We start from the raw sequence: 24,163 nt of genomic DNA, 5'->3' as shown, positions 1-24,163 counted from the left end.
GTAGTATAAATAATGTTAGATGTAATAGAAAGTGATGTAATAAAACTCAATATAAAAGAGATACAAGAAATAATACCTCATAGATATCCATTTTTATTTGTAGATCAAATAGAAGGTTTAGAACCAATGAAAAAAGCGGTAGGATATAAAAATATAACTATGAATGAATATTTTTTTCAAGGTCATTTTCCACAAGAACCTGTATTACCTGGAGTGATAATAGTAGAAGCTCTTGCACAAGTTGGTGCCATTGCATTACTTTATGATGAAAAGTTTAGAGGCAAGATAGCCTACTTCGGTGGGATAAAAAATGCTAGGTTTAGGAGAAAAGTTATACCTGGTGATAGATTAAAACTAGAAGTTGAAATTATAAAGATAAAAGGACCAATGGGTATTGGTAAAGGAATTGCCACAGTTGATGGAGTAGTAGCTTGTGAATGTGAATTAACCTTCGCAGTAGGAGTATAAAAGTAAGAGAGGTAGCCGTATGTTTAAAAAGATATTAATTGCTAATAGAGGAGAAATTGCAGTTAGAATAATTAGGGCTTGTAGAGAAATGGGAATACAAACTGTAGCTGTATATTCTGAAGGTGATAGAGAAGCTTTGCATGCACAAATGGCAGATGAGTGTGTTTGTATTGGACCATCAGCCTCAAAGGATAGTTATCTAAATGAAAATAATATATTAAATGCTACTATTTTAAAAGGTGCAGAGGCTATTCATCCAGGGTTTGGATTTTTATCTGAAAATAGTAGATTTGCCAAGATGTGTGAAGAGTGTAATATTAAATTTATAGGTCCCACAGCAGAAAATATAAACAATATGGGAAACAAGTCAAAAGCCAGAGAACTTATGGAAAAGGCTAATATACCAGTAGTACCAGGATCAAAGGGAATTATAAATAATGAAGAGGAAGCTATAGTAATAGCTAAAGAAATAGGATATCCAGTAATGATAAAGGCCTCTAGCGGAGGCGGTGGAAAAGGAATTAGGATTGTAAATAATGAGAATCAGCTTATAAGTGATTTTAATGCAGCAAAGAGAGAAGCAAAAGTTTCATTTAACGATGATTCGATGTATATAGAAAAGTTTATAGAAAAACCAAGGCATATAGAAATACAACTCATAGCAGATAATTGTGGAAATACAATATATCTAGGTGAGCGTGAATGTTCTATACAAAGAAAAAATCAAAAGGTGTTAGAAGAAGCACCATCAGTATTTATAGATGATAGTATGAGAAAAAAAATGGGAGAGACTGCAGTTAAAGCAGCTAAATCTATAGGGTATGTAAATGCTGGAACGATAGAATTTCTAGTAGATAAGCATAAGAAGTTCTATTTCATGGAGATGAACACTAGAATACAGGTAGAGCATCCTGTAACAGAAATGGTAACAGGAGTTGACTTAATAAAAGAACAAATTAGGATAGCTTATGGAGAAAAGTTAAGTTTTTCACAAGAAGATATAAAAATTACAGGTCACTCTATTGAGTGTAGAATAAATGCGGAGGATCCTTATAAAAATTTTAGACCTTGTCCAGGTGAAATAACTAATTTATATGTACCTGGTGGAAATGGGATTAGGTTAGATTCTGCGGTATATCAAGGATATAAAATTCCACACTGCTATGATTCAATGATTGGTAAACTTGTAGTTCACGGTAAAAATAGAGAAGAAGCTATAAGCAAAATGAAAAGAGCATTAAGTGAATTCATAATAGAAGGAGTTAGTACTAACATAGACCTTCAGCTTGATATTTTAACTAATGAGAGTTTTGTAGAAGGAACTTTTGATACAGGGTTCTTAGAAGCATATCTTAATAAAGTTAAATAGTTTAAATCTAAATGAGGTAATTATATGAAAGATTTAAGGTCATTATTTAAAAAAAATGTTTATATAGAAGTAAAACCGAGCAATAAAGAGGGCGAGATAAAAAAGAGACCACAAGTACCTGATGGAATGTGGATTAGATGTCCTAAATGCGGTAATACCATATATAGAGGAGATTTAGTAAATAATTTAAAAGTGTGTTATTCTTGTGGAGGACATTTTAGACTTACAGCAAGAGAAAGAATTAAGCAAACAATTGATGAAGGAACATTTAAAGAATTATTTGCAGATATGATTTCAGACAATCCTTTAGATTTTCCACAATACACGGAGAAGGTAAGCAAGATACAAAGAGTTACTAATATGAAGGAAGCTGTTATAGCTGGTATAGGAAAGATAGATGGTAATACTGTAGTTATATGTGTTATGGATAGTAATTTTCTTATGGGAAGTATGGGAAGTGTAGTTGGAGAGAAGATTACACGAGCCATAGAATTAGCAACAAAGGAGGAACTTCCGATAGTAATATTTACTTGCTCTGGAGGAGCAAGAATGCAAGAAGGAATATTTTCTCTTATGCAAATGGCCAAAACGTCAGCAGCATTATCCTATCATAGTGATAGGGGGTTACTATATATATCTGTACTAACAGATCCAACCACTGGAGGTGTAACAGCAAGTTTTGCAATGATAGGAGATATAATACTTGCTGAACCTAATGCACTTATTGGATTTGCAGGACGAAGAGTTATTGAGCAAACAATAAAGCAAAAGCTGCCAGATAATTTTCAGACAGCGGAATTTCTTTTGGAAAAGGGATATGTAGATAAGGTTGTACACAGAAAGGATATGAAGGGTACTCTTAGTACTATTATAAAAATACATGTGAATTGAAGATACAAGGAATAGAGGTGTTGGAAGTAGATGGATAACAAGTTTAGCTCGTGGGAAAAGGTAAGTATAGCACGTAGTATTAAGAGACCTACAGCACTTAACTATATTAATAGTATATTTGAGGATTTTATAGAGTTAAAAGGCGATAGAGGCTATGGCGATGATAGTGCCATAGTAGGTGGTATTGCTAAATTTGAAAATAAAAGTGTTACAGTTATTGGAATACAAAAGGGCAATAGTACTAAAGAAAATATAGAAAGAAATTTTGGAATGCCAAAGCCAGAGGGATATAGAAAAGCATTAAGACTTATGCTCCAAGCAGAAAAATTTAAAAGACCTGTAATTATTTTTGTAGATACTCCAGGTGCCTTTTGTGGAATAGAATCAGAAGAGCGCGGTATAGGAGAGGCAATTGCTAAAAACCTTATGACTATGAGTAATTTAAAAGTTCCTATAGTTTCTATGATTATAGGCGAAGGTGGAAGTGGAGGAGCACTAGCTCTTGCTGTTGCTGATGAGGTATGGATGCTTGAGAATTCTATATACTCAATTTTATCTCCAGAAGGATTTGCATCTATTTTATATAAAGATGTTACTAAAGCTAAAGAGGCAGCTGAAATAATGAAAATAACATCTTCAGATTTATTAGGTTTAGGAGTTATTGATAGGGTTATCAAAGAACCTAAAGGAGGGGCACAGGAAGATTCAAATAAAATGATTTTAAGTATAAAAGCAAATTTAAAAGAAGTATTAGAAAGATTAAGTAAAGAACCTGTAGACTCTTTATTGACTAAGAGATACTATAAGTTTAGAAAATTAGGTAAATATATAGAATAAACTAATAAAATATGGTAATATATGACTAATTATAATATAGTATTGATGTAAATTGTTTTAACTTATAGTAAAATGATTATAATACTAATAATAATTGGTCTTATTTTATTTTGTTAATATATAATTAAATGAATAATTGAACTAGCTATTATAATATAGAAGAGACCATAATTAAAATTAAGTATATAAAATGAATGTAGTAAAAGCTATATAAATTTATAAATGAGAGGAATATGATATATGAATAATAAAGTAGTTTTAGTAGTTGATTCTGGTAGCGATTTACCTATTGAATTTATAAATCAACCTAACATAGTAGGTCTACCTATTGGGTGTAATTTCAAAGGCCGAGATATAGAGGATTATTTTGGTCAGACTTTGGATATTAAAGAGTTTTATGATGGTTTAAGAGCTGGAGATATGTATACTACATCCCAGATTAATGTATATAAATTTGAAGAAGCTTTTAAAAATATAGTAAAAGAAGGAAAAACAATTATTTATATAGGACTATCTTCAGGGTTATCAGGAACTGTAAATAATGCAATAAATGCGTCTTTAAGTGTGAAAGAAGAATATCCAGATTGTGATATAACTATAATAGATACATTATCTGCTAGTATGGGAATAGGATTATTAGTATATAAGGTTTATGATATGATGAAAAAAAATAAATCAAAAGAAGAAATAGTTGAGTTTGTGGAAGGAATAAAACTAAAAATAAATCATTACTTTACAGTAGATGATTTAAAGCATTTAAAAAGAGGTGGAAGAGTATCAAGTTCTGCTGCAACGGTGGGAACTTTACTTAGTGTAAAACCGGTACTTCATATGAATAATGAGGGGAAACTAATACCTCTTAGTAAGGTTAGAGGTAGAAAAAAGGCTATGCTAGAGCTTGTAAAAAAATTTGAGGAAAGAAGCATCGGAGAAGAACAACTAATAACTATTTCTCATGGAGATTGTTTAGAAGATGCAAAGTTGTTAGAAGAATTCTGTAGAAAAAGTGGAAGAGTTAAGGAGTGTATAATTAATAATTTAGGACCGACTATAGGTAGTCATACTGGAGCAGGATTATTAGCACTATTTTTTGTTGGTAATGGCAGAGAAGAGTAAACAAATCAGTAGATTGTGAGTATATAAGTATTATAGAGTTTAAATTACAACCTAATTAGCTTTAATATTTAAGATGGGAGGTTGATTATGAAGAGTATAAGATTACTTAAAATAATCAAAAGGATTAAAAGGAAATCCCAACTTAAAGATGAGATAATCAATAGAAAAAACTATGTATATAATAGAGCGAGAGCAAAGGCTTATGCTGAAGCTTATGCGGAGACTCCCAATGTAAAAGAATACCCTGTATTTAAGGATAATGACTGTACTAATTTTATAAGTCAAGTTTTAGTAGCAGGCGGAATGAAAATGAAGGGGTCAGATTATAGAAAGTTTACAGATTGGTTTTGTTATACTAAAGATCCAATGGCTTTAAAGAAAGTTTCCCTGACATGGAGAAGTGCGGAATACTTTAGAAAATATTGGGGAAATAAAGATGGCCAAGGAAATAATATGGCAGATGAATTTAAGGAGTTAACAGTAGAAGAAGCAATAGCTAAGTTTGATGAACTATATACTTATATTATGATAGGTGATGTTATACAATATGCAGACAGTAACAAAAAAATATATCATTCTCAAGTAGTACATGCTAAAGAGTTTAATGTAGCATTAAATAGAAATGACTTATTTATAGCTCAGCATTCATTGAATAGAAAGCATGTATCTTTATACGAATACTTAAAATTATTAAAGAACAAAAAGGGAAGATATATTTATATTTATCACTTTTAATTGTTTAAAGTTTTGTAGATGTATTTCTACAAAACTTTTTTATCATTATATACTATTAAAATATGGTAAGAAGGAATAAGTGGTATAATAGAAGTAAAACATATAGTATATAAAATAGAATAATTTCGTAATAGATTTATATATGAATGTAATAGGTTAATTATGATGGAGGTTAATATGGATAAATTAAATAGAAATGATAGTTGTTGGTGTGGAAGTGGATTAAAATATAAAAAGTGTCATATGGAGCAAGATAAGTATTTAGAAAAGTTAAGTGAACAGTATGGATATAAAATACCAAGAGAAATTATAAAATCTCAAAAGGATATAGATGGAATAAGAAAAAGTTGTGCTCTAACTAAAGAGATACTAGATATGGTAGAAGAAAAAATAACAGTAGGAATATCTACAGAAGAAGTAAATAGGTGGGTCCATGAATATACAGTATCCCATGGAGCATATCCAGCACCTTTGGGATATCATGGTTTTCCTAAGAGCACCTGTGTATCTATAAATAGTGTGGTTTGTCATGGTATACCAGACGAAGAAACTATAATAAAAGATGGTGATATAGTTAATGTTGATGTAACTTGTATTCTAGATGGTTATTATGGTGATTCAAATAGAACATTTCTCATGGGAAACGTTAGTGATAAAGCAAAAGATTTGGTACAAACTGCTAAAGAGTGCTTAAAGGTAGGAATAGAGCAAATAAAACCTTTTAATACTTTAGGAGACATAGGATTTGCTATAAATCAGCTTGCAACTAGCAAAGGATATTCTGTAGTTTATGATTATGGTGGTCATGGTGTAGGTAATGAATTTCATGAAGAACCTTTTGTACCTCATATAGGACAAAAAGGCGAAGGGATGATTCTCCTACCAGGAATGACATTTACAGTAGAACCAATGATAAATGAAGGGGTACCGGAAACTGTTGTGTTAGATGACAACTGGACTGCCGTTACAGAAGATAATAAGTTATCTGCTCAGTGGGAACACACCATACTGGTTACTGAAGATGGTTATGAAATATTAACTTAATTTATATTTGTATACAATAGGATTAAAATTTAATATTAAATTGAAGATATTTGTCTAAAAATACAAGAAATTATTTTGTCATTAAGAAAATGTATAAGTACATCATTATGATGCTGTATGGTATAATATGTAATAAAGATGGATAGTTGGGAGTTATTTAACAATAATCTACATTAAACTTAATAATATTTTAATTAGGTAGGTACTAAATATGAAAATAATTAATGAAAGATATAAAATAGTGGAATTATTAAACCAAAATAGAATTTATTCTGTATATGAAGCCATAGACATAAATAATAACATGTCTATGGTAAACATTTATGTTGTAAATAATTCTAATATAGAAAATAAAATAATTAATTATTGTATATCTGAATATGAAAAAATACCCACTATAAAAAATGATGTTATAAGAATTTTAGATTTTGGTGTAGTAAACAGTGTAGATAACAAAGATAAGATGGATAATTATTATTACACTACAGAAGTATATAGTGATTATAAGTTATTGCTAGATGCTGTAGAAGGCATTTCTGAAGAAATATTAATTAAAGTATTTTTAGAAATATGTGTAGTAGCGCATAATCAAAGTTATAATTATATGAAAGTAGTTCCATTTAGTGATGACAATATATATGTAAGTTTAGATTTTAAAGTTAAATTAAAAGATAAATTAACCACACTTTTACAATCAAGAGAAACAGGCATAGCTAGTTATTCAGAAGACATAGAAGAGGTTATTTCTAATAAATTTAAAGAAGAAAGATACTATATAAATAGATTATGTGAAATATTAATTAATATTTCATTAAAAAATAAAGGAAGATATAGAGATTCTAAAACTTGTAAAATAATTACAAAAAACATGGAAAGTAATGAAGGACAAGAATATAAAGAGTTGTTTGGAGTAAAACTATATAATTTAATAGATAAACTATGTAGTAGAGATAACTCAATAAATAGTATTTTTGATATTATTAAACAAGTTAATTCCATATATAACATGAACTTTAAATATGAAGTTAATAGTGAAAAAAGAGAATTAAATTTTAATATCCCATTAATAGGTAGAGATGAAGAGCTAAAAATGATTATGGAGTCCATAAATCATATAGTTAAATATCATGAAACTAAAAATATTATATTAATTCATGGTGAAATTGGAATAGGTAAGACTCGGTTATTAAAACACATAAAATACATTATGAATGTTAAAGAAAATAAAAGACTTAGATGTTTTTATATGAGAAGTAATAAAGAAAAATCTACAAAGGTTACTATTGCACAGTTATTAAGAAAAATAGTGAGTATTGCAGATAAAAATTTAATTAGCAAATATAAGAAAGAAATAATGCTACTAGATCCAGACATTTATGGAGATAATAATAATGAAAATTTGGGATATTTTAAACTAGAAAATAAAGAAAGACTTATACTTATAGCTAAGATATCATCATTTTTACAAGAGTATTACTATGATAATCCAGGGGTAATTATTATAGATGATATGAATATGTATGATACATTAACACTAAATTTAATTCAATATATGTTGAACAAAACCTATTTTAGGACTAATGTGCTTATTATTATTGGATATAGGGATGGTGATTGCCTTAATAACAATAATTTTACACAGTTTATTGAATACATTGCAGACAAAGTTGCGCTAAATGTTCACCTTAGATCATTAACGGAGAGCAATTCTGCAAAGATGTTAAGAAATATATTAAATGTTGAGAAGATATCCGATGAATTTATAAGTACATTTTACAAATATTCAATGGGAAATCCATTATTCATTGAAGAGTCCTTAAAGGATTTATGTAATAGAGAAATCATATATTTAAACGAAGAAAATGGTAGATGGTATAAGCCTGATAACCATGATATGTATATGCCAATGAATATGGAAAAGGTCTGTGAAATCCAATTAAAAGATGTAGACAAACTATCCTATGAAATTTTATATATAATTTCATTCTTTTATACACCAATGCCAGTAAGAGTATTAAAAGATGTACTTACAACAAATGAAAGTGATGTAGATAATGTAGTTGATCAGTTGGTAGCTAAGGGTATATTATATAGTTCCATAGGCGATAATGGATTTGTGTATACCTTTTATAATAAATTTTTAAGAAGTTATCTATATAGGGATTTGGAGCAATCTACAAAAGAAGATATTCACAGGAAAATTGTAGTAGTACTTGAAAGGTATTGCTATGATGAATTAAATATCTATATAGAGGAACTTATCTATCATCTTGAGATTTTAGGGCTTAGTAGAAAACTTATATACTACTATAAGAAAAATGAGCAGAGATTAGAGAATATGAATAGTGTAAATGAAGCTATAAGATATGGCTTTAAGATTCTTCAAATCATTGATAAGTTTGAAAATAGAGATGAATTTATTAATGATGAAATAGAAACTAACATGAATTTAGGTAAGTTATACAATAGTATATCTGAAAAAAGTGTGGCATTAGAATATTATATTAAAGCTCAAGAACTATGTAAGTTTCAAGATAAGATAATTACTAATATAGATATCATGGTAGAAATGATCTGGATATACATAGATTTGTGTATGGAAGAAGAGATTGAGTACTACACTAAGGAGATATCAAAATCATTAGAAAATGTAGATTATTTAAAAGGCACTATAGAATACTTAAGAATAATAGTGAGAAACTCATACAATACTGGAGAGTATGAGAAGATTAAAGATGTATGCATGGAAGGAATAAGACTTTGTAAAGAAGAGCATATAGATTATAAAGTTGGTTTCTATAATAGCTATTGTAATGCACTAATTGCCCAATGTAAGGAAGAAGAAGCTTTAAAGATATTAAAAGGAACAGTTACTGAATGTTATGAAAAGAACTATACTAAGGCACTACCTAGAATATATAATAGCATTGGAGTTATATATGGTGATTATTATCAATATGGTGATGAAGCACTGAGGTGGTTTGATAGGCTTTATGAAATAAGTAAGATTGAACAAAATAAGTTTTATGAAGTAATAGCTTTATCTAATATGGGATTTTTTAGTTATGTTTTAGTAAATTATGATGAAGCATATAGGTGTTTAAATAACGCCTCTAATATAGCTACTCAAAATGAATTAATATATATGAATTTTTATAATTATGTATATATGGCATCTACATTATATAAACAAGGAAAGTATTCTGAATGTTTTAGATATATAGATATATGCAACAAATATATAGAAAGAAATTCAATTTTTGAGCAAGAATTAGTTCCATACTATATATTGGAATATTATATAAATTCCTTAATTGGTAATAGACAAAAAGCTATGGATTATTTATTAGAAGGTAAAAAGGCCTTTGATAATACGAATTCTTTAATGAAATATAAAATGGAGCTACTTTGTATTATAAACAAGATACTTTTAGAGAGAAAAATGAAAAGTATAGAAGATGTAATTGAAGCTAGTGAAAAGATATTATATGTAGATTTAAGGGTGTCAATGTTATCAGATGGAGTTTTACAACTTTTAAATCAAGACTTAAATAGTGTAGCTACAGAAATATTTTATTACATTAAAAAGTTTGAACATGAAATAAAGTCTGATCTTAATAAATTGACTTTAATATATATTGAAGCTGTTATAGATAAATGTATGCCTATAGATGCCTTAGAAGAGGCATTAGCTCAATATAAGGATATTAAAAATTCTAATTTATCCTGGAAAATATATTATAAAATAGGATATACCTATTATGAGAATGGAGATAGGGCTAAGGCGGCATTATATATTTCAGAAGCCTGTGATATAATACAGGATATATTATTGCAAATTCCTAAGAACTATAGAAAATCTTTTTTACAGAATCAAGGAAACATGGTGGATTGCTTTCGAATACTATTACAAATAAAAAGTTACTATAATCAAAGAAAAGGAATAAAGTTAGACCAAATAAATATTAATACAACAGAAAATATTGAAGATTTATTTCAAATTATATTAGAGAGTGATTTTGTAAATGAAGAATTTATAAAATCCTTAAAGGATTCATCTAAGGATTATCTTACAGATATTGACAGTATTGAGGACTTACTAAATAACTTATGTGGAAATAGTCAAGAAAGTATGGACATCATATGCAAATATATAAGTTATATTAGTTTAGCAACGAAAACTAATATAATAATAGAGAATAATAATAGATTTTCTGTAGTGTCAAGTGATGGAAATGATGTAGAACTCCCAAATGATATGTCTATAGTTAACATAGCTAGAAATAAGGGAATACCTATTAGGTTAAGTAGAAAAGTTATTTGTGATGCCAATGGGAATATACTAAGTTATGATATCGAAAATGATATAAAAGCAGCTATGTGTATACCAATAACTCAAATTTCTAAAAACAGTAGAGGTATGAGTAAATATGATTATAATCATGATGTGTTAGGATATGTATATGTGGAAAGTAAAAGGAAATTAAATAACATAAATGAGGAGACAATGCACCAGTGTGTAACTATAGGTAAAATCTTGTATATGATAATTGATAAACTTAATATAAAAAGAAATTCTACTATAGACAAGTTGACTAACACATTAACAAGAAGGTATTTAGAATCATTTATTCATGAACAGATAGACAGATCTTTTAATTTTAACTCTGAATTTTCAACTATAATGGTAGATATAGATAAATTTAAAACCATTAATGATACCTTTGGACATAGAATGGGCGACCAAGTGTTAAGTAAGATATGTGAAGTAATTATAAAAAATATTAGGCAAGATGATGCAGTAGGAAGATATGGTGGAGAAGAATTTATTATAGTATTACCTAATACAGGTATAGAGGAAGCTAAGAGTATAGCTGAAAGAATTAGAGTGAAAATTTATCAGGCAAAAGTTATGGGAGATAAAAGAGTAGTAACGGTAAGTTTAGGCGTGGCTAATTATCCTAATCATACGACTACCTATGAAGAGCTTATTGAAAAAACAGACCAAGCTTTATATGCAGCTAAAAATAGTGGCCGTAATGCTACTAGAGTATGGGAAGAATCCTATGGTTCCAAAATAAGCACTACAAATAAATTAAGTGGTATATTTGTAGGTAGTGAAAATCAAGACTATAAGAATGTCTCAACTTTAATTGAATTCATAGATTTGATTAATTCAGAGGGAAATATAGATGAAAAAATTGCCATTACAATTAATAGAATTACAGAAATTGTTGAAGCAGATTCATGTACATTGTTTACCATAAAACAAGGGGAATTAGTCAATAGATACTCTAAAATTATAGATGAAACATGGGATGAATTTGATGAAATACGTAAATACAATAAGATTAAGGCTACAATAAATTCAGGAGAGAATATTTGTGGAGTAGATTGGGATTGCATAGATGAATATGATGAAATTAAAAACATTCCTGATTTAAAATCTAATATTATAGTTTTATTAAAAGACAAAATAAATATAATTGGAGTAATATACTTAACAGCATCAATTAATCATAAGGAGTTTACTTATGATGAATTAAATTTTATTAATACTTTAGGTAAAATAATTGTTCCAATCCTAAAAGAATATCAATAATATTAAATTTATAGGTATGAAATTAGAGAACTAGTTTCATACCTTTTATCATAAATAGATAATTAATAAAAACTTAAAAGTATATATTTTTATATATAGTATATATAAGATATAATTTAAGTAGGAGTTATAGAGCTTTTCCATAGGGAAAGGTACTTATAAGTTATTTAAAATTTATATTAAAATATAATAATGAATATTAAAGTTTGGGAGATAAATAATAGTAGTACTATTAAAAGATAAAATAATAAAATAGCAGGAGGAGAAAGATGAATTATAATTTAGGAAAAATATATCATGGATTTAAGTTACATAGAGAAGAAAAGGTTGAAGAAATAAATTCTATAGCTAGAGTTTTTATACATGAAAAAACGGGGGCAAAATTATTACATCTGGAAAATGATGATTCTAACAAAGTATTTGCAATAGGGTTTAAAACACCACCAAGCGATGATACTGGAGTTGCTCATATATTAGAGCATAGTGTATTATGTGGTTCACGCAAATTTCCTACAAAAGAACCCTTTGTAGAACTTATAAAAGGATCATTAAACACATTTCTAAATGCTATGACCTTTAGTGATAAAACTATATATCCACTAGCAAGTAAAAATGAAAAGGACTTTTTTAATTTAATGGATGTATATTTAGATGCAGTGTTTTATCCTAATATATATAATACAAAGGAAATTTTAATGCAAGAAGGTTGGCATTATGAATTAGAAAATGCTGAAGATGAGCTAACTTATAAGGGTGTAGTTTATAATGAAATGAAAGGAGCCTTTTCATCACCAGATGGAGTGTTAATGAGAGGAATTCAAAAATCTTTATTTGAACATAATACCTATGGATATGAATCAGGTGGAGATCCAGAATTTATACCAGATTTAACTGAAGAGGAGTTTTTAGGATTTCATAGTAAGTACTACCATCCGTCTAACAGCTATATATTCTTATATGGAGATGGAAACTTAGATGAAAGATTAGCATTTATTAATGACAATTACTTAAACAATTTTGAAAAAAAGGATATTGATGCTGAAATATTACAAGAAAAGCCTTTTAAAGAAATGAAAGAGGTTGTAACAGAGTACTCTATTTCTAATGAAGATAATGAAGATGAAAAAACTTTCATGGCATTAAACTTTGTTACTGGAGAATGTACTAATGATGAATTATATATTAGTCTAAGTGTTTTAGAATATATTTTATTAGAAACTCAAGGAGCTCCATTAAAACAAGCAATCCTTGATGCTAACCTAGGAAAGGATGTATATGGAAGTTTTGATAATGGAATTTTACAACCGGTATTTAGTATAGTACTTAAAAATAGTGACGCAAATAAAAAAGAAAAATTTAAGAATGTAGTATTTGATACATTAAAATCTTTAGTTAAAAATGGAATTGATAAAAAACTAATAGAAGCATGCATAAACATTACAGAATTTAAATTAAGAGAAGCAGATTTTCAGGGAATGCCTAAAGGTTTATTCTATTATATGACAGCTATGGATAGCTGGCTACATGATGGAGATCCGTTAATTCACTTAAAATATGAAAAAAATATGGAAAAAATAAAGAAAGCACTAACTTCAAATTATTTTGAACAATTAATTGAAAAATATATATTAAACAATAATCATAGCTCATTAATAGTGTTAACGCCTAAAAGAGGGTTAGCAGATGAAAAGGATAAGAAATTAAGAACTGGATTAATGGAATATAAAGAAAATCTATCTGTTGAGGAAATACAAGACATAATTAATGAAACAAAGTCTTTAATAAATAGACAAAATACTCCTGATCCAGAAGAAATATTAGAAACAATACCAGTATTATCAATAGATGATATAGATGAGAAAGTTGAAGAATTAGATGTTATAGAAGAGGATGCTTATGGAGTGAAGCTACTTCATCATGATGTATTTACAAGTAAAATAGCTTACTTAGATTTTATGTTTGATAGTAGAACCATAGCACAAGAGGATATTTCTTATCTAAGTCTATTAACCACACTATTAGGAAAAATTAATACTAAAACCTATAGTTATGTGGATTTATCTAATGAAATACTAATTAATACAGGTGGAATATATTTTAAAAATGAAGTATATGGTGATAGTAAAGATGTCCTTAGATATAGTACTTACCTTGAAGGACATTGTAGTGTAGTAGTAGATAGAGTGCCAAGAGCTTTAGAAATATTGGCAGATATAATTAAGAATACATCTTTTGAAGATAAAAAGAGAATAAGAGAACTTATAAGAGTTTTAATATCAAGAATAGAAATGAAGCTTATGGATAGAGGACATCAAGTTGCAACTACAAGATTAGGAGCTTATTTCTCTCCTGCTTATGAATATATAGAAAAAACTTCAGGATATGAGTACTATAAATTCTTAAAGGAGATAGAAAATAACTTTGATGATAGAATAAATACTGTTATTTTCAAATTTCAAGCTATAATGAATAAGGTATTTAATAAAAATAGCTTAATAGTAGCAGTAACTGGTAAAGATGAAGAAGTTACTGCTGTAAAGAAGAATATTTCAGAGATATTAGAAGTATTATCTGATGAAGAAGTACAAATTAATAAGTATAGCTTCCATGAAGAAAACAAAAATGAAGGAATGCTTACTCCATCTAATGTTCAATATGTGGCAAAGGGATATAACTATAAAAAATTAGGATATGAATACACAGGAAAGTTATTAGTGCTAAAAACTATAATTGGCATGGATTATCTATGGAATAAAGTTAGAGTACAGGGTGGAGCTTATGGAGCTTTTGCTAATATAGTGAGAAGTGGTAATTTTATGTTTGCTAGTTATAGAGACCCTAATATAAAAGAGACCTTAAAGACTTATGATAATGCAGCTAAATACTTGGATAATTTTACAACTACAGATAGAGAGATGCTAAAATACATTATAGGAACTATAAGTGAATTAGATATGCAATTAACTCCGTCCATGGCAGGAGATGCAGCAGTTAGCTATCATATAAGAAGAATATCTAAGGCGGATAGACAGCAGGAAAGAAAAGAAGTGTTATCTACTACAGTTAAGGATATTAATAACTTCTCAAAATTAGTAGCAGATGTTATGAAGATGAATTATATAGTGGTTCTTGGTAATGATGGTAAGATTAAAGAAAATAAAGATGTATTTAAAAACTTAGAAAATGTGTTTAACTAAGGGGGGAGAAATTTAATCAGAAGTTATAATTTACTTATGAATTCTGATTAATATTAACTATGATAAATGATAGTATATATGGAGAAGGAGAGATCGCTCTAGAAGATGCAATAGGAGAAATGCTAGTTAATAAGGGTTTAACTATTGCTACTGCAGAATCATGTACAGGAGGAATGGTTGTAGCAAGATTAATTAACTATCCTGGTATATCAAAAAGTTTACTTGAAGGAGTAGTAACCTATAGTAATGAAGCCAAAATCAATAGAATTAATGTAAAAAGAGAAACTCTTGAGAAATTTGGAGCTGTTAGCCATCAGGTAGCAGCTCAAATGGCTGAAGGAATAGCGAAGACTTCAGGAGCTGATATAGGAATATCAACTACAGGAGTAGCAGGTCCAGGTGGAGGAACTGCTGAGAAACCAGTAGGAAGAGTATATATAGGATTATATTATAAAGGCAAGGTTACGACAAAAGAATTAAACCTTTCTGGAGATAGGCAAGAAATAAGAGAAAAATCTACTATAAATATTTTAGATATGTTAAGAAATGAATTATTAAATGATAAATTAATATAAAAAAGTAAAGCACCCATGTAAATGAAGGTGCTTTACTTTTTATGTTTATGCTTATTTTTATTATCCTTATTAATTAAAATAGAAGACAAATCAGTACCAATTAAGTTGTTAATATTTATATATCCATTACCTTGTTTATATTTTTTATCATTTATCAAGGTTGAATTTATTCTCAATAAAGTATATATATCATCAAAGGTAAACTCGTTGTTTATTTCAAATAATAGTGCACAGATACCTGCTATAAAAGCACAGGATATAGAGGTTCCACTACGAATAGTATAAGGGGAAGTAAGAGGTGGGGGATATATTTTTTCACCATCTCTCTCAGATATATAATTACAGTCAGTGTTTAAAGATATAATATCATCACTGGCAGCAACAAAATCAGGTTTTTTTAATATTTTATTAGAGCCGCAACAGGAATAATCACTTATTTTATAAGTAGAATTTGTATCTATTCCACCTATTGTAAGCACTTTATCAGATAGAGCAATACCTTTTATAGTATCTTCTTTATCTTCATTATTACCAGCAGGTACAACTATTATTATGTTTTTATTTCTAAGTATAGTAAAAATTTTATCATATAGAGATAAAATAAACTTATTTAAAGTAGTTATTTCAAAAGGTGCACATACTATTTTTATATTAAATTCATCAATACTATTATATAAACATTCCAAAGCAAATAAAGTAGCTGAAATATACCCTTTACCAAGTTTATTAAAGGCTTTTACCATAACTAAATGGCTATCAACAGCAATGCCATGTTGTTTTACTTTTTTATTTGTACCTTCTCCACATATTAATCCAGAAATAAAAGTCCCATGACCATTGTCATCATAAGGGTATGTTGAACCATTAATTATATCAATAAATTTTTTTACTTTATTTGATGGGGTAGATATATCTATATGTGGATACACGCCGCTATCAATAATACCAATACCTATGCCTTTACCGGAAACCTCTTTATTTTTTAACACTTCAAATCTTTTATTGTCTAAAAAAATTCCATTGGCATGAAGGATATTTTTGTTGCATAAAAATGCTATGTCGTCAATGCATATATATTTGACTTCCGGAAGCTCTATAATTCTTTTAATAGCTCTTTTGGTAGCAAGAACACATAAACAATGCAAGGATTTAATATTATACAAGACTTCACCTTTTGAGGATTTAATGTTTTTCTCTATTGAATTTTTAATGCTACCATATTTAATTATTATTCTATATCTATTATAAATATCATTATCCATCATATTTTTAAGAGTTGGATCAAGTTTTTTATTAAAAAGCATAAAATACTCCTTATATACTTATTACACTTATTAGTATATGTAAACTAGGAGTATTTGTTAAAGCTTTTATTTATTGTAAAAATAAAAGCTAAGATTAAGAATTTTTATATTCTAATCTTAGCTTTTAAAGCTTTGTAAATTTTATTATAAATTATATATGTTCTTACACATAGAGAAAAATGCTCTTGCAATAGGAGTAAGAGTTCTTTTAGAACTTACTATTAAGAAAAGATCTCTTCTTAAGTCTACATTTTCTACTCGACTTATACGCATGTTACCACTAATCAAGCCATCATCACATAGGCTTTTACTAATTATAGAGATTCCTAATCCTAGATTAATAAGTTTAAGTTGAGCATGTACACTATTTACCTCACAAAGAACTTTTAATTTCTTAGGATCTATTTTGTTAGCATGAAGCTGAGATTCTAAAGTATGTCGAGTGGCAGATTCTTTTTCTCTTATTATAAAAGGATATTTTATTAAATCATCAATAGAAATAGTTTCAGGTAAATTTAATTTTGGATTAGAAACAATAACAAGTTCATCTTCCATTATCTTATAACTATTTATTTTTGAATTATCTATGATTGTACCAACTAAACCAATTTCACATTTAAGATCTATAATATCTTTAATTATAGATACAGAACCTTGTTCTTTAATGTTAAATTTAACATTTGAGTAGAGTTCACTAAAGGTTGAAACAAGAGTAGGGAGTAAGGAATTGCATGGCGTAGTGCTAGCAGCAATGTTTAAGACACCAGTAATATTATTATTGAAATTAGATAGATCGGTAATAGCATTATTCCTTAAATTTATAATATCATTAGCATATTGTAGAAAAGATTCTCCTACAGGTGTAAGATTAACTTCCTTAGATGTTCTATCAAATAATTGAATATTAAGTTCTTTTTCTAAACTAGAAATATGAGAACTTATAGTAGGTTGAGATAGGTAAATAGCATTTGCAGCCTTAGAAAAACTTCTAAGTTTAGACACTGTAATAAATGCTTCTAATTGTTTAAAATCCATAGTCTACCTCCTTGTATAATAATTTAAGATTTAATAATTCGATTTATATGAAAAAAGATTTCTATTTGAGAACAGTTAAAACTCCTTACGAAAAAATAGAAAAGATAGAAGCTATCCTTTCCATTTAAAAACTATAATTCCAGCTATCATTATGACAACACCGATGCATTCTCGTATTCCATATCCAGCTTCAGTAGAGCCAAACCAACCAAAATGATTGATAAGTGCAGCTGCAATAAGTTGGGCAATAAGAATAGTTGCTACAGCTATAGCCGGACCAAGACTAGACATGCCCTTAATTACTGTAAACGTAATAACAGCACCCAATACTCCGGCCAAAAGGTAAAGTTTGTTAGCATCTTTTAAATTTCTAAAGGTACCGTCACCTGCAAAGAATAACACTATTAGGGCAGTTATAAGTGCAATAGCTTGGGTTAATACTGTGGTCTCCCATAGTCCAATTTTTTTTGAGAGTTTTGTATTAAATACACCTTGAACACTCATAGTTACCCCTGCAATTATTGAGAAAATTATACCCAACATAAAAACTTTCACCATCCTTTTAAAGATAGCTTACCCTAATATGGATATAATTATTTAAAATTTAAGGGGTATATATTCGCTTAATTTTATTAATTATAAAGTTAAAATCATAGAAAAGAAATTGTTTTTAATATTAAAACTCTTTTAAATCATAACTTTTAACTAAGGTATCCCTTCTATTGTTAAGTTGTTTCCAAATCTCGATTTTATTTATCTTAGTAAAATTAAACAAATCAGTTTTATCTTTATTTTCATCTAAGGTAAATAAATTATTTGAATAAGCCTTTCTAATTGCGTTATTAGCATTAGAAATAGGCATGTTAAAATAGGATAGTGTTGAGAAATCCTTAACACTTATACCATGAGTATTAAACATGTCAAACATGCTTCTAGATATCTTGTTTATGTATCCTTTATCTTTAACTTTTAAGTTTACAGTATTAGATGTATCGTTAATGAAAATGTCATTATCAATTCCAACTTTAAATTTTTTATAAGGAGATAAAATTTTTGAGATTATCTCATCTAATTTATCAAGCTCTGTATTAGAGACAGAACCTAGAGGAATGTACAAATTAGATATGTTTTTATACAACTTATATTTCTTATTTAAAAATTTTTGGATATATATAATGTCATCAACAGATTTATCATCCACCAATGCAACTAAATAATATTTCATTTTTTCCTCCCGAATGTAGATTTTTATTATAAAGTATTATATCATTATAAAATACTTTAACGCTACAATTAACAGTATTATAACATATAATAATAGGTTATAATAGACATATATAGTTAATTATATTTTTACTTTTATATGTATATAAAAATAAAAATTAAAAATTACACTTATAAATTAAAAATTTTTATTAAAATATACGAACATTGTGATATAATTATAATTATGAGATTTTAACATTTAAAAATTAGGTTTAATTGACATAGATATAGATAGACATGGATTTAAGTTAACATATGTAAAGTATGGACATTATATAAATAGTGAGGATGATACCTGTATGGAAAAATTAGTTATAAATGGAGGCAATCCATTATTTGGAAATGTAAATATTAATGGCGCAAAAAATGCAGCTGTAGCAATTTTACCAGCAGCAATTTTAGCATCTAAGGGAGTTTGTACAATAGAGAATGTTCCTAATATAGAAGATATAAATTGTTTAGAAATTATTTTAGAATATTTAGGATGTAAGGTAGAATCAAGTTGTAATTCAATAAAAATTGATAGCACAAATATAGTAACAACCAATGCTACAATCCCAGAAGTAAGGAATATGAGAGCATCTTATTACTTATTAGGATCATTATTATCTAGATTTAAAAAAGCTAGAGTAGAACTTCCAGGGGGTTGCCCTATTGGAGATAGACCAATAGATCAGCATATCAAAGGATTTGAAGCCTTAGGAGCTACAGTTACCATAGAACATGGTGCAGTAAATCTGGTTGCAGAAAAATTAGTTGGAACAACTATATATTTTGATGTAGTTAGCGTAGGTGCTACTATAAATATCATGCTTGCAGCGGTTCTTGCGGAAGGAACTACAGTTTTAGAGAATGCAGCAAAAGAACCACATGTAGTAGACGTGGCCAACTTCTTAAATACTATGGGGGCAAATGTAAAAGGTGCTGGAACTGATGTAATAAAGATTACTGGAGTAGAGGAACTTTCAGGATGTAATTATTCAGTTATACCAGATCAAATTGAAGCTGGAACCTTTATGATAGCAACAGCAGCTTGTGGTGGAGATGTTACATTAAATAATGTAATACCAAAACACTTAGAATCTATTTCAGCAAAGCTTTTGGAAATGGGTGTAGAAGTTATAGAAGATGAGGATAAAGTTATAGTTAGAAGTGGAAATAACCTTAAAGGTGTAAATATAAAGACTTTACCATATCCAGGATTTCCAACAGATGTACAACAGCCAATGAGTACTCTTTTAACTATGGCTCAAGGAAGAAGCATTGTAAATGAAAGTATATATGAATCAAGATTTAAGCATATAGATGAGTTAAAGAAGATGGGTGCAAATGTTAAAATAGAAGGTAGAATAGCTATAATAGATGGAGTTAAAAATTTATCTGGAGCTAATGTTAAAGCTACAGATTTAAGAGCAGGTGCAGCTTTAGTTATTGCAGGTCTTTCAGCCCAAGGAAAAACTGAAGTTGAAGGCATTGAGCATATAGATAGAGGATATTTGTATATAGAAGAAAAATTTAAAGCTTTAGGTGCAGATATTAGAAGAGTAAAAATATAAGTTTTATATGTATTTTAGATACTAGATTGAGGAGATAATTATGAAATTTTGCCCATTATTTAGTGGTAGCAGTGGGAATAGTATATTTGTATCAGAAAACAATAGTAACATTCTAGTGGATGTAGGAATGCCAGGTAAGGCTATCGATAAAGAATTAGGGGACATAGGTATAAATCCTAATTCTATAGATGGTATATTTATTACTCATGAACATTCAGATCACATTAAAGGGGCCGGAGTATTTTCAAGGAAATACGATATTCCTATATATGCACCAAGTCTCACCTGGGAAGCCATGGATGGGAAAATTGGAAGTATTAAGGAGAAAAATATAAAAATAATTGATGGTAAGTTTACTGAAATTAATGATTTGACCATAGAGAATTTTCCTATACCTCACGATGCAGTATGCCCTAGAGGTTATAGAGTACATGGCTCTAAAAAATCATGTTGTATAGCTACTGATTTAGGTCACTTTTCTATAGAAGTAAAAATGGCACTAGAAGATAGTGATATGATTTTAATAGAGAGTAATCATGATATAGAAATGGTTAAATTTGGACCATATCCATATCCATTAAAGCAAAGAATACTAAGTGCAAAAGGACATTTATCCAATGAAGATTGTGGTAAAGCTATAGTAGATATTTTAAAAGGAAATCATAAAACTATATACTTAGGGCATCTAAGTAAAACAAATAATTATCCGGAGCTTGCTTATGAAACTGTAGCAAGTGTATTAAGGGAAAACAATATTAGCGTAGAAAAAGATATAGAATTAAAAATGTGCAATAGAGATAGGCATAGTATATTATCAGAAATATAAACAGAGTTCTTAGCTTCTTTGAAGCTCTAGAAATCGTTATCCAGGGACATAGGCACTCTTTACTCCAACTTTGAAGAAGATGGTAGTACGAGAGTGGGTAGTTATCGGATAAAAAGTTTGGTTAGTAATAGGAGGTGTAGAATGAAAAAGAAGACCTTTAGTTTAGTATTAACAATAACAGTAGTTGTAATAGCACTAGTTGTAGGCGGAATTTACCTTACAAAAACGATGAGTATAAAGAAAGATAAGGCAAGTATAATAAGTAAAGAGAAACTTGAAAATACTAAAGGAGCTACAGAGGATGATGGCTATATTGATATAACTCTATATTTTGGAGGAGATGCTGAAAAATCTGAGCTTATAAAGGAAGAAAGACTAATTAATAGTGAAGATTTAATAGGTGAGATGATCATGCAAGAACTCATCAAAGGGCCAGCTAAAGTTAGTGAAAAAAGCAAGCCTATTTTACCAAAGGAAACAAGACTCTTAAGTTTTTCAATTAAGGATGGCATAGCAAATATTAATTTAAGCCCAGAAGCTATGTTTGAAATGTCTGAAGTTCAAGAAGTAACAATACTTAAGTCTATGTCAAACTCTTTGAGTCAGTTGAAATCTGTGAGTAAAATAATGATTACAGTAAATAATCAAGGTGTTGAAAGTTTAGGTGGAAACTACAATATATCAAAACCATTTACTAAGGATGAAATAATTACTTTAAAAATACCAAAATAAGATATTATTGAAAGACAAATAAAAATTTATTATAATTAATAAAATAGATAAACAAATTTTGTTATAAAGAAGGAGAAAATAACATGAGCATATATAGCAATTGGACAAATTATGTTGTAGAGTATGTAAAGGAAAATGGAGAACCTGCATTTTGGAAAGAGTATGCAAAGGTTGAAAAATCAATATATACAAAAGCCTTAGCAATTGATGGCGGTGTTATTAGTGGAAAGTTCTCTGAACTAGTTAAAGAATTTGACGTTAATGAAATTTACTTTATGGGATTCTTAGATGGAATAAATGAAAGTATAGATAAAGAATTAGATCTTGAAGCTATAGAAAGTGATTCAGAAGTTAGCTTCAAAATAGATTATGAAAAACTATACTTCAATATGCTTGATTCTAAAGCAGACTATCTTTATACATTATCACAATGGGATAGAATATTCTCACCAGAAAAAAGAAAAGAGATACAAAAAACTTGGAGAGAATCAAAAACAGTAATAAATGAAGTTAAAATTGGTAGAAATGATGCATGTCCTTGTGGAAGTGGTAAAAAGTACAAGAAATGTTGCGGAAAATAATATAAACATTACCCCTAGTGAATTTTTTATTCATTAGGGTTTTTTATATATGTATTATTGTAAGATATTCTATATATGGCTATGATATAATTAATTATATGATAAATTTACAGGGGGATTGTTTATGGATAAAAATATGAAATGGCTAAAGGAAAGTAGGGTTAATAGTACAATTAATTCACTTAAAAAGAATGGTATGAATGGCTATTTAGTAAATAGTCATGAAGAACTCATTGAGAAAATTAATGAACTTACCAATGATGGTGATACAGTAAGTTGTGGTGGTTCAATGAGCCTATTTGAAACTGGAGTTATTGATTATTTAAGAAGTGGAAAATATAATTTCCTAGACAGATATGAGGATGGGTTAAGTAAGGATGATTTGAAGAAATTATATAGAAACACTTTCTCTGCTGACGTATATTTTACTAGTACTAATGCAATTACAGAAAAAGGAGAGCTATACAATGTAGATGGCAATGGAAATAGGGTAGCAGCTATGTTATATGGTCCAGATAAAGTAATAATCATAGCAGGAATAAATAAGATTGTAGAGAATATTGAAGAAGCCATTAAGAGAAATGAAAGAGTATCAGCACCTGCAAACTGCAAAAGATTAAATAAAGTTACTCCTTGTGTAAAGGTAGGCCATTGTATGGATTGTTCAAGTGAAGATAGAATTTGCAATGAATATACTATAATAAGAAGACAGGGAAATAAGGATAGGATACATGTAATTTTCTTGAATGAGGAATTAGGATATTAATTAAAATACGAATATTAGAGTAAGTGCTTTGGCAAAATAAGTTAGTCTAAAATATTTTGCTAAAGCACTTTTTTATAACTATATGAAAAATAATGAAAATTAAAGAAAAGTTAAGAGAATGAAAGCTTATCCATCTATATATACTAATAGCATGGTTGAATAAAATGATATTTGAGGTAAAATATTATTAGATAATGATTGTTAAATAACAAACATTGTTACGAGATTATAATTAAATAATTTTTAGAATATAATATAAGAAT

General features: G+C 28.4%; 18 protein-coding genes and 1 pseudogene. 15 read left to right on the top strand and 4 right to left on the bottom strand.

The genetic code is table 11. From position 1 onward, the window contains the following. Nucleotides 1-39 precede the first annotated feature (39 nt). The 10 genes and pseudogenes from fabZ to B2694_RS13680 form a co-directional block, all read left to right on the top strand. Entirely contained in the window at nt 40-468 is a 429-nt protein-coding gene (gene fabZ, locus B2694_RS13725) for a 3-hydroxyacyl-ACP dehydratase FabZ (RefSeq protein WP_414632735.1), read from the top strand. A gap of 19 nt (nt 469-487) precedes the next feature. Continuing rightward, complete coding sequence (locus tag B2694_RS13720) at nt 488-1,837, top strand: acetyl-CoA carboxylase biotin carboxylase subunit (protein ID WP_346886230.1); 1,350 nt, start codon at nt 488-490, stop codon at nt 1,835-1,837. A gap of 24 nt (nt 1,838-1,861) precedes the next feature. Continuing rightward, nucleotides 1,862-2,728, top strand: a complete 867-nt coding sequence (gene accD, locus B2694_RS13715; RefSeq protein WP_346886229.1) for an acetyl-CoA carboxylase, carboxyltransferase subunit beta — start codon at nt 1,862-1,864, stop codon at nt 2,726-2,728. A 30-nt stretch (nt 2,729-2,758) separates the two neighbouring features. After that, entirely contained in the window at nt 2,759-3,565 is an 807-nt protein-coding gene (locus tag B2694_RS13710; protein WP_035134571.1) for an acetyl-CoA carboxylase carboxyltransferase subunit alpha, read from the top strand. Nucleotides 3,566-3,805: 240 nt separating this feature from the next. Then, complete coding sequence (locus B2694_RS13705) at nt 3,806-4,681, top strand: DegV family protein (RefSeq protein WP_346886228.1); 876 nt, start codon at nt 3,806-3,808, stop codon at nt 4,679-4,681. Nucleotides 4,682-4,768: 87 nt separating this feature from the next. Next, the gene (locus tag B2694_RS13700) at nt 4,769-5,416 is read left to right on the top strand and encodes an amidase domain-containing protein (protein WP_346886227.1); all 648 of its coding nucleotides are present in this window, start codon (nt 4,769-4,771) and stop codon (nt 5,414-5,416) included. Between the two features lie 177 nt (nt 5,417-5,593). Continuing rightward, complete coding sequence (map, locus tag B2694_RS13695; protein ID WP_346886226.1) at nt 5,594-6,460, top strand: type I methionyl aminopeptidase; 867 nt, start codon at nt 5,594-5,596, stop codon at nt 6,458-6,460. A gap of 211 nt (nt 6,461-6,671) precedes the next feature. Beyond that, complete coding sequence (locus B2694_RS13690; RefSeq protein ID WP_346886225.1) at nt 6,672-12,062, top strand: diguanylate cyclase; 5,391 nt, start codon at nt 6,672-6,674, stop codon at nt 12,060-12,062. 269 nt (nt 12,063-12,331) lie between these two features. Continuing rightward, a complete protein-coding gene (locus B2694_RS13685; RefSeq protein WP_346886224.1) occupies nt 12,332-15,259 on the top strand; it encodes an insulinase family protein in 2,928 nt (975 codons plus the stop codon). A gap of 62 nt (nt 15,260-15,321) precedes the next feature. After that, nucleotides 15,322-15,834, top strand: a pseudogene (locus tag B2694_RS13680) (nicotinamide-nucleotide amidohydrolase family protein); the annotation flags it as partial. Between the two features lie 32 nt (nt 15,835-15,866). Here the strand turns inward: B2694_RS13680 and B2694_RS13675 are convergent. The 4 genes from B2694_RS13675 to B2694_RS13660 form a co-directional block, all read right to left on the bottom strand. Continuing rightward, a complete protein-coding gene (locus B2694_RS13675) occupies nt 15,867-17,138 on the bottom strand; it encodes a S8 family serine peptidase (RefSeq protein ID WP_346886223.1) in 1,272 nt (423 codons plus the stop codon). A 144-nt stretch (nt 17,139-17,282) separates the two neighbouring features. After that, the gene (locus B2694_RS13670) at nt 17,283-18,173 is read right to left on the bottom strand and encodes a selenium metabolism-associated LysR family transcriptional regulator (RefSeq protein WP_346886222.1); all 891 of its coding nucleotides are present in this window, start codon (nt 18,171-18,173) and stop codon (nt 17,283-17,285) included. 111 nt (nt 18,174-18,284) lie between these two features. After that, on the bottom strand, nt 18,285-18,716 hold the full coding sequence (locus tag B2694_RS13665; protein WP_346886221.1) for a DMT family transporter: 432 nt from the start codon (nt 18,714-18,716) through the stop codon (nt 18,285-18,287). A gap of 133 nt (nt 18,717-18,849) precedes the next feature. Further along, the gene (locus tag B2694_RS13660; protein WP_346886220.1) at nt 18,850-19,398 is read right to left on the bottom strand and encodes a hypothetical protein; all 549 of its coding nucleotides are present in this window, start codon (nt 19,396-19,398) and stop codon (nt 18,850-18,852) included. 340 nt (nt 19,399-19,738) lie between these two features. On the opposite strand from B2694_RS13660, the gene B2694_RS13655 reads away from it, so the two are divergent. The 5 genes from B2694_RS13655 (at nt 19,739) to B2694_RS13635 (ending at nt 23,900) form a co-directional block, all read left to right on the top strand. Next, entirely contained in the window at nt 19,739-20,995 is a 1,257-nt protein-coding gene (locus B2694_RS13655) for a UDP-N-acetylglucosamine 1-carboxyvinyltransferase (RefSeq protein ID WP_346886219.1), read from the top strand. A 40-nt stretch (nt 20,996-21,035) separates the two neighbouring features. Continuing rightward, nucleotides 21,036-21,821: an MBL fold metallo-hydrolase gene (locus B2694_RS13650; RefSeq protein WP_346886218.1), complete on the top strand. Its 786-nt coding sequence runs from the start codon at nt 21,036-21,038 to the stop codon at nt 21,819-21,821. 141 nt (nt 21,822-21,962) lie between these two features. Continuing rightward, a complete protein-coding gene (locus B2694_RS13645; RefSeq protein WP_346886217.1) occupies nt 21,963-22,553 on the top strand; it encodes a GerMN domain-containing protein in 591 nt (196 codons plus the stop codon). 83 nt (nt 22,554-22,636) lie between these two features. After that, on the top strand, nt 22,637-23,134 hold the full coding sequence (locus B2694_RS13640; protein WP_150844347.1) for an SEC-C metal-binding domain-containing protein: 498 nt from the start codon (nt 22,637-22,639) through the stop codon (nt 23,132-23,134). 124 nt (nt 23,135-23,258) lie between these two features. Beyond that, nucleotides 23,259-23,900 carry a lactate utilization protein gene (locus B2694_RS13635; protein WP_346849203.1) on the top strand — a complete coding sequence of 214 codons (642 nt, stop codon included), beginning with the start codon at nt 23,259-23,261 and terminating at the stop codon, nt 23,898-23,900. The last annotated feature ends 263 nt before the right edge of the window (nt 23,901-24,163 follow it).

Source organism: Clostridium sp. UBA4395 (assembly GCF_002390995.1).
In the GTDB taxonomy this organism is placed as follows: domain Bacteria; phylum Bacillota; class Clostridia; order Clostridiales; family Clostridiaceae; genus Clostridium_J; species Clostridium_J sulfidigenes.
Note: the sequence above shows the minus strand (reverse complement) of the source record. Positions and strands in the feature narration are given on the sequence as shown.